Here is a 6,606-nt window from a genome sequence, read left to right as displayed (position 1 = left end):
CATCCTGAGCTTGTCGAAGGACGAGGTTGACCCGCGGTGCGAGGTCCTCGTCCTTCGACAAGCTCAGGATGAGGACCTGAAGACAAGCCGGAGCAGAGAACGTAAAGGAAGATAATGCCCGTTCTAGACATCGCCGAATTCGCCGCCGCCCTCCCCGACTTCATGCCGATCGTCGGCCTGGACCCCGGCGAGAAGACCATCGGCGTCGCCGTTTCCGATGTCACCCTGACCGTCGCCAGCCCGCTGGCCCTGATCAAGAAGACCAAGTTCAGCGAGGACGCCGAGGTGCTGTTCAAGCTGATGGGCAGCCGCAAGGCGGCCGGCATCGTCATCGGCCTGCCGATGAACATGGACGGCACCGAAGGGGTGCGCTGCCAGTCCAACCGCGCCCTGGGCCGCAACCTGCTGCGCCTGCAGCCCCACCTGCCGATCACCTTCTGGGACGAGCGCCTGTCGACGGCCGCCGTGACCCGGGTGCTGATCGAAGAGCACGACGTCAACCGCAAGCGCCGCGCAGAGGTGGTCGACAAGATGGCCGCCGGCTGGATCCTGCAAGGCGCCTTGGAGCGCATCCGGGGGATCAACGAGGCGGCGGGCAAGGGGTTCTGAGCCAAGCCCTCCCCCTGTGGGGAGGTTCTTGTGAGCGTCGCCCTTCCCCGCGACGCCAAAGCCCCGTATGACGCCCACTCATGACGGCCAAAACCCCGCCCCATGAGCCCGCCGACCCGATCGAGACGATCCGCCAGCGCATCTTCTCGTTCCCTCGCCGCCATTTCCTGTCGGCCGGCGACCTGAACGCCTTGCAGGCCACGGATCTGCTGGACCTGGCCGACGCCTTCGTCGCCTTCAATCGCCAGACGTCCCGGTCCCTCGACCTGCTCAAGGGGCGGACGCTGATGAACCTGTTCTTCGAGAACAGCACCCGCACCCAGTCCAGCTTCGAGATCGCCGGCAAGCGCCTGGGCGCCGACGTCGTCAATATGAGCCCGCGCACCTCGTCGATCACCAAGGGCGAGACCCTGATCGACACCGCCGTGACCCTGAACGCCATGCGCCCCGACCTGCTGGTGGTGCGCCACGCCTCGTCGGGGGCGGCCAGCCTGCTGAGCCAGAAGGTCAGCGGCAGCGTGATCAACGCCGGCGACGGCCAGCACGAGCACCCGACCCAGGCGGTGCTGGACGCCCTGTCGATCCGCCGGGCGTTCGGCCGGGTCTCGGGCCTGACCGTGGCGATTTGCGGCGACGTGCTGCACAGCCGCGTGGCCCGCTCCAACGTCGCCCTGCTCCACACCCTGGGCGCCAGCGTCCGGCTGGTCGGACCGCCCACCCTGATGCCGGCCCAGGCCGAGCGCTGGGGCGTGACCGTCCATCACGACATGAAGGCCGGCATCGCCGGGGCCGACGTGGTGATGATGCTGCGCCTGCAGCTGGAGCGCATGCAGGGGGCCTTCGTGCCCTCGACCCGCGAATATTTCCGCTTCTACGGCCTGGACCGCGAGAAGCTGGCCCGCGCCGCGCCGAAGGCCAAGGTCATGCACCCGGGACCCATGAACCGGGGCGTCGAGATCGACTCCGACGTGGCCGACGATCCCGAGATCAGCCTGATCCAGGACCAGGTCGAGATGGGCGTGGCGGCGCGGATGGCGGTGCTGGCTTCCCTTGCCCACCGGCTCGAGGAGCACGGCCAATGAACGGTTCATCGCCCCCCCTCGCCCTGATCAACGCTCGTCTGGTCGATCCCGAGAGCGGCTATGACGGTCCCGGCGGCGTGATCGTCTCCGAAGGCGTGATCTCCGACGTCGCCAAGGGCCGCGAGTTCGCCAAGCTGACCAAGGACGTCCGCGTCGTCGACTGCGGCGGCGCCATGCTGGCTCCCGGCCTGATCGACCTGCGGGTCAAGACCGGCGAGCCCGGGGCCGAAACCAAGGAAACCCTGGCCAGCGCCGCCAGGGCCGCGGCGGCCGGCGGGGTGACCAGCTTCGTCGTCCAGCCCGACACCAACCCGGCCGTCGACGACCCCAGCGTGGTCGACTTCATCCTGCGCCGCTCGCGCGACATCGACGCCGCCCGCATCCTCTGCGCCGGAGCGGCGACCAAGGGACTGAACGGCGAGCAGATGGCCGAGATCGGCCTGATGCGCGAGGCCGGCTGCGTCTATATCACCGACGCCGACCGCCCGATCGTCGACAGCAAGGTGATGCAGCGCATCCTGACCTACGCCAAGGGCTTCGACACCCTGCTGGCCCACCGGCCGCTGGACCCCTGGCTGGCCAAGGGCGGGGCGGCGACCGGCGGCGAGTTCGCTGGGCGCATGGGCCTGCCGTCGATCTCGCCGATGGCCGAGCGGATCATGCTGGAGCGCGACGTGGCCCTGCTGGAGGCCACCGGCGGCCGCCTGCTGGTCGACCAGGTCACCAGCGCCCAGGCCCTGGAGACCCTGGCCCGCGCCAAGGCCAAGGGCCTGCGCATCCACGCCTCTGTGTCGATCAACCACCTGTCGTTCAACGAGCTGGACATCGGCGACTATCGCAGCTTCGCCAAGGTCACCCCGCCCCTGCGCGGCGAGGACGACCGCCAGGCGCTGATCGAGGCCCTGGCTTCGGGCCTGATCGACATCGTCGTGTCCGCCCACGCCCCGGCCCCGGCCGAGGACAAGCGCCTGCCGTTCGACGAGGCCGCCCCCGGCGCCGTGGGGCTCGAGACCCTGCTGCCGGCCCTGCTGTCGCTGTATCACGAGGAACGCCTGGCCCTGGTCGATCTGATCCGGGCCGTCACCCTGGCCCCCGCCGGCCTGATCGGCCTGCAGTCGGGCCGCATCGCCCCCGGCGCCCCGGCCGACCTGGTGCTGTGCGACCTGGACGCCCCGCTGATCATCGACGCCGGCAAGCTGCTGTCGAAGTCCAAGAACTCGCCGTTCGACGGGCGCAGGCTGCAGGGCCAGGTGCTGATGACGATCGTGGATGGCCGGGTGGTGCACCGGGCCGAGGGGTGAAGGCCTCATGCCGAAACTCGGACGGTCTACTCTTGCCCCTAGCGGCCAAAGAGCTTGGTAAAGCCTGCGTTATAGTCGGCCTTGTCGTCCTTGCCGCTTGTAAGCCGCAACACGACCCAGGAAACCCGAACAGGTTTTGGAAACAGGCTGCTGACCGGGGGCTCGCTGATCTCACCCCCACAGAACGGGACAACTTTAAGCGCCTGACCGGACGAGCAGAGGTCATTTCCGCAGATGAGCTCATCGCAAGCCGGGGAGTGTTTGTATTCCGCGACGGGAAATATCGGTTGGCCCCGCCACCGAGACGCCAGATTTCTGAAAAAGCCAAGATACCAGCCGGGCTCATCGGCGCAGCCTTTCTTGGAAATGACGGTCAAAGTATCGCCTTCTCGAATGGAAAATCTGTTGTCGTTATTCGGTCGGGGAAAAAATCGTCAATTCCGCTACACGGAGAACGACTGCTCGCAGCCGAATTCCGGGACGACGGGAGTCTGCTCTTCGCAACACAATTGGGACGCGACAGGCTCTCCATCCACGCCGACCGAGCTACAGTTACGATCGTCCCACTGACCGACACTTCGCCCGGTCTGATGTTTGCTTGCAGACCCGCCAGAGACCACGCCATGGTCATCGTCAAACGCGGCGCGGCGGCGAGCGAGGCTTACCGTATTTCGCCATCGGTCCATGTCGAGGCTCAAGCCGTTGGCCCCGATGTTACAAGCGACTGCCAAGCAGCTGACCTAGCCTCGGACGCGTTGCTGTCCTGGACGGGCGCCATGGACGCCAAGATCGAGGGCACGGCTGGGTTGACTTCGCGCGCACTTGGAGAAAACCAACTCTCGAGAGCCGCCGATTCAGAAACCGGGCGCGTACTCTACCGATCCTTCGCAGTCTCGGGCAACGTGGACGCCGCGTTCGTTCCGATGGTGTGGGAGGTCTCGAATAACGATCTCCAGCCGCGCTACTTTTACGCCGCCAGGATCGGCCCGTTGAATGGGAGCGGCCATGTCGAGCCTTTGGGCAAGACTTCCTACGTGCTGATCTCTGCCGATGGCGTTCTCTCGATCACCGAACGTCGAACTTGTCTTCTTTCCGACGAGGGCATGGGTCTTGGAGGCTTTTACGTTCGCCGGGGGGATTCTTTGGCAATCTACAACCCCTATACCAAGCTGATCGTTGTGGTCGCGATGCGCGCCTGCGACGCCGTTTAGGATATGGGGACACGCACAAGTGCATGTCCCCGGCCGGAATAAACTCGGCGGGTCGGGAAGGGTGCGAAGCGCCCGGGCCTCGCCCGGATGATTTGCAGTTTTGAATACCGTTTCGACGAAGTTCAGGCGCTTCGCGTGGAGCCGTTATCCGGAAGCCTTCGGATCGCGGATTTTTAACCCGCTCCGATGGAGGCCCCCGACGGGCGGAGCATTGGCTTGCTCCGGACCGCATGGGCGATTTCAGCCCATGCCTGCCGCGTCCGCCGATCCTTCGCCGCCTGGTTTTCGTCCTGTGTTGCAAGGAACCTGCCCAGGACCGCCGCGAAGGGGGTCATTGAAGACCTTCAGCAAACGCTTCCCGCTCGACCACCCCTGAAAGCCGCATCGGTCGCCGTACGTGCGCCCTCCCCATGCTCTCAGGTGAGATCAGGATACGGGCGGTTTGGAGGGTGAGGATAAGTTTGGTCGAGAAAGTTTAGAGCCTTGAAATCAATGAGCTTTATTCGCTATCCGCCGAGCATGGACATTCTTGAGCTCCGTCCCAGAGGGAGCGGGTGGAGGCCCATCATCCCCCGGACGCGGCGGTGAAGACCGCCAGCTGGGCGTCGAAGGCGCGCTGGAAGGCGGGCCGGGCTTCACCGCGGGCGACGTAGGCCGCCAGGGTCGGATACGCCTGGAGCAGGCCCGACGAGCCCAGTCTGCGCAGCACGGTCACCATCACGATGTCGGCGGCGCTGAACGCGCCGTCGAGCCATTCGGCCTCGCCAAGCTGGTTGGAGAGCTCGCCCAGCCGGACGCGGACGTTCTGCTCGAGAATAGGCAGGCGCTCGGCGAACCAGGTCTTGTCGCGCTCCAACAGCATGGCCATTCCGTGCTCGACGATCGGCGGCTGCATCGTGACGAGCGCGGCGAACATCCAGGTGATCGCGCGCGCCCGGGCGTTCGCATCATCCGGCAACAAGCCCGCATGGCGCTCGGCGACATGGAGCACGATGGCGCCCGACTCGAACAGGGTGAGACCGCCTTCCTCATAGGTGGGGATCTGCCCGAAGGGCTGGATCGCGCGATGCGCGGCCTCCTTCATTTCGGTGAAGGTGACGAGCCGCACCTCGTAAGACTGGCCGACTTCCTCGAGCGCCCAACGCACCGACATGTCGCGCGCCAGCCCTCGGCCGCGATCAGGCGAAGTCTTGAAGGCGGTGATGGTGGGATTCATGGGAAGGCTCCGGTTCCTCATATCTAGACGACGAACGACCGGAGGCCTCCACGACAGGCGCTCGAATTTTTTCTTGAGGCCCGGGCTTCATGATCCGTCGCCCAGGCCCGCCCAAAAACGGTGGAGCCATCGCCGACGGCTCCGCTATAAAAGCCGAAACCGGCGTTTTCGCCCTTGCCTTGCGCCCGTTCCGACGGGCAGCTTCACCACATCCATAGGTCGTAACTCGTGCAAGATCTCGCCCAAGCCGCCTACCTGACCCTCGGCCTCGCGATCCTCGGCGGCTATTTGCTGGGCTCGATTCCGTTCGGCCTGATCGCCACGCGGCTGGGGGGGGCCGGCGACATCCGGCAAATCGGGTCGGGCAATATCGGCGCGACCAACGTGCTGCGCTCGGGCCGCAAGGACCTGGCGGCCATCACCCTGATCGGCGACGCCGGCAAGGGCGTGGTGGCGGTGCTGTTGGCCCGCTGGCTGAGCCACGACACCCCCTTCGTCGTCGCCCTGGCCGGCGGCGCGGCCTTCGCCGGCCACATCTTCCCGGTCTGGCTGAAGTTCAAGGGCGGCAAGGGCGTGGCCACGTTCTACGGCGTGCTGCTGGCCGCCTGCTGGCCGGTGGGCGTCCTGGCCGCCGTCACCTGGCTGGCCGTGGCCGCCCTGTTCCGCCTCAGCTCGCTGGCCGCCCTGGTCGCCGCCGCCCTGGCCGCGCCCTTCGCCCTGGCCACCGACCAGAACGTGGCCTTCGTGGCCCTTTCCCTGTTCATGGCCGTGCTGATCTTCATCCGCCACAAGGACAACATCAGCCGCCTGATGAAGGGCCAGGAGCCCCGCATCGGCAAGAAGAAGACGGCGCAGACGCCGCCGACCCCAAACACAGACGGGGCGGCGTGACGACCCGCCGCCTCTCGGATAGCGAGCGCCTGGCCTGGCTTCGGCTGGCGCGCACCGAGACGGTCGGCCCGGTCGCCTTCGACCATCTGCTTTCGCGGTTCGGCTCGGCCGAGCGCGCCCTGATCGCCCTGCCCGACCTGGCCCGCCGGGCCGGCCGCGCCACGCCCCTGCGTCCGCCGCCGCAGGACGAGATCCTCCAGGAATTGGACAGCGGCGAGCGTCTCGGCGCGCGGTTGATCTGCGCCTGCGAACCGGACTTCCCGCCTCGCCTGGCCGCCCTGGACCCGCCGCCGCCT

General features: G+C 66.8%; 7 protein-coding genes and 1 pseudogene. 6 read left to right on the top strand and 2 right to left on the bottom strand.

All coding sequences use genetic code 11. The features are described 5' to 3' along the window. Window positions 1–114 precede the first annotated feature (114 nt). The 3 genes from ruvX (at window position 115) to pyrC (ending at window position 2,992) form a co-directional block, all read left to right on the top strand. The gene (ruvX, locus tag WAL33_RS19710) at window positions 115–609 is read left to right on the top strand and encodes a Holliday junction resolvase RuvX (RefSeq protein ID WP_422183491.1); all 495 of its coding nucleotides are present in this window, start codon (window positions 115–117) and stop codon (window positions 607–609) included. A gap of 80 nt (window positions 610–689) precedes the next feature. After that, window positions 690–1,691: an aspartate carbamoyltransferase catalytic subunit gene (locus tag WAL33_RS19705; protein ID WP_422183489.1), complete on the top strand. Its 1,002-nt coding sequence runs from the start codon at window positions 690–692 to the stop codon at window positions 1,689–1,691. Continuing rightward, window positions 1,688–2,992 (top strand): dihydroorotase, encoded by a 1,305-nt coding sequence (gene pyrC, locus WAL33_RS19700; RefSeq protein WP_422183487.1) that lies wholly within the window; start codon window positions 1,688–1,690, stop codon window positions 2,990–2,992. Before WAL33_RS19705 ends, pyrC begins: the two co-directional genes overlap by 4 nt. A 38-nt stretch (window positions 2,993–3,030) precedes the next feature. Here pyrC and WAL33_RS19695 read toward each other — a convergent pair whose 3' ends face one another. Further along, on the bottom strand, window positions 3,031–3,369 hold the full coding sequence (locus WAL33_RS19695; RefSeq protein WP_422183486.1) for a hypothetical protein: 339 nt from the start codon (window positions 3,367–3,369) through the stop codon (window positions 3,031–3,033). 246 nt (window positions 3,370–3,615) lie between these two features. On the opposite strand from WAL33_RS19695, the gene WAL33_RS19690 reads away from it, so the two are divergent. Then, window positions 3,616–4,203 (top strand): hypothetical protein, encoded by a 588-nt coding sequence (locus WAL33_RS19690; RefSeq protein WP_422183485.1) that lies wholly within the window; start codon window positions 3,616–3,618, stop codon window positions 4,201–4,203. Between the two features lie 565 nt (window positions 4,204–4,768). On the opposite strand, the gene WAL33_RS19685 is transcribed toward WAL33_RS19690, so the two are convergent. Then, entirely contained in the window at window positions 4,769–5,419 is a 651-nt protein-coding gene (locus WAL33_RS19685; RefSeq protein ID WP_422183483.1) for a glutathione S-transferase family protein, read from the bottom strand. 228 nt (window positions 5,420–5,647) lie between these two features. Here WAL33_RS19685 and plsY point away from each other — a divergent pair, with 228 nt between their 5' ends. Together plsY and WAL33_RS19675 are read left to right on the top strand one after the other, a co-directional pair. After that, entirely contained in the window at window positions 5,648–6,310 is a 663-nt protein-coding gene (gene plsY / locus WAL33_RS19680; protein WP_422183481.1) for a glycerol-3-phosphate 1-O-acyltransferase PlsY, read from the top strand. Then, window positions 6,307–6,606: pseudogene (locus WAL33_RS19675) on the top strand (DNA-protecting protein DprA); the annotation flags it as partial. The gene plsY and the pseudogene WAL33_RS19675, both read left to right, overlap by 4 nt.

Source organism: Caulobacter sp. (assembly GCF_049283275.1).
GTDB lineage: Bacteria > Pseudomonadota > Alphaproteobacteria > Caulobacterales > Caulobacteraceae > Caulobacter.
Note: the sequence above shows the minus strand (reverse complement) of the source record. Positions and strands in the feature narration are given on the sequence as shown.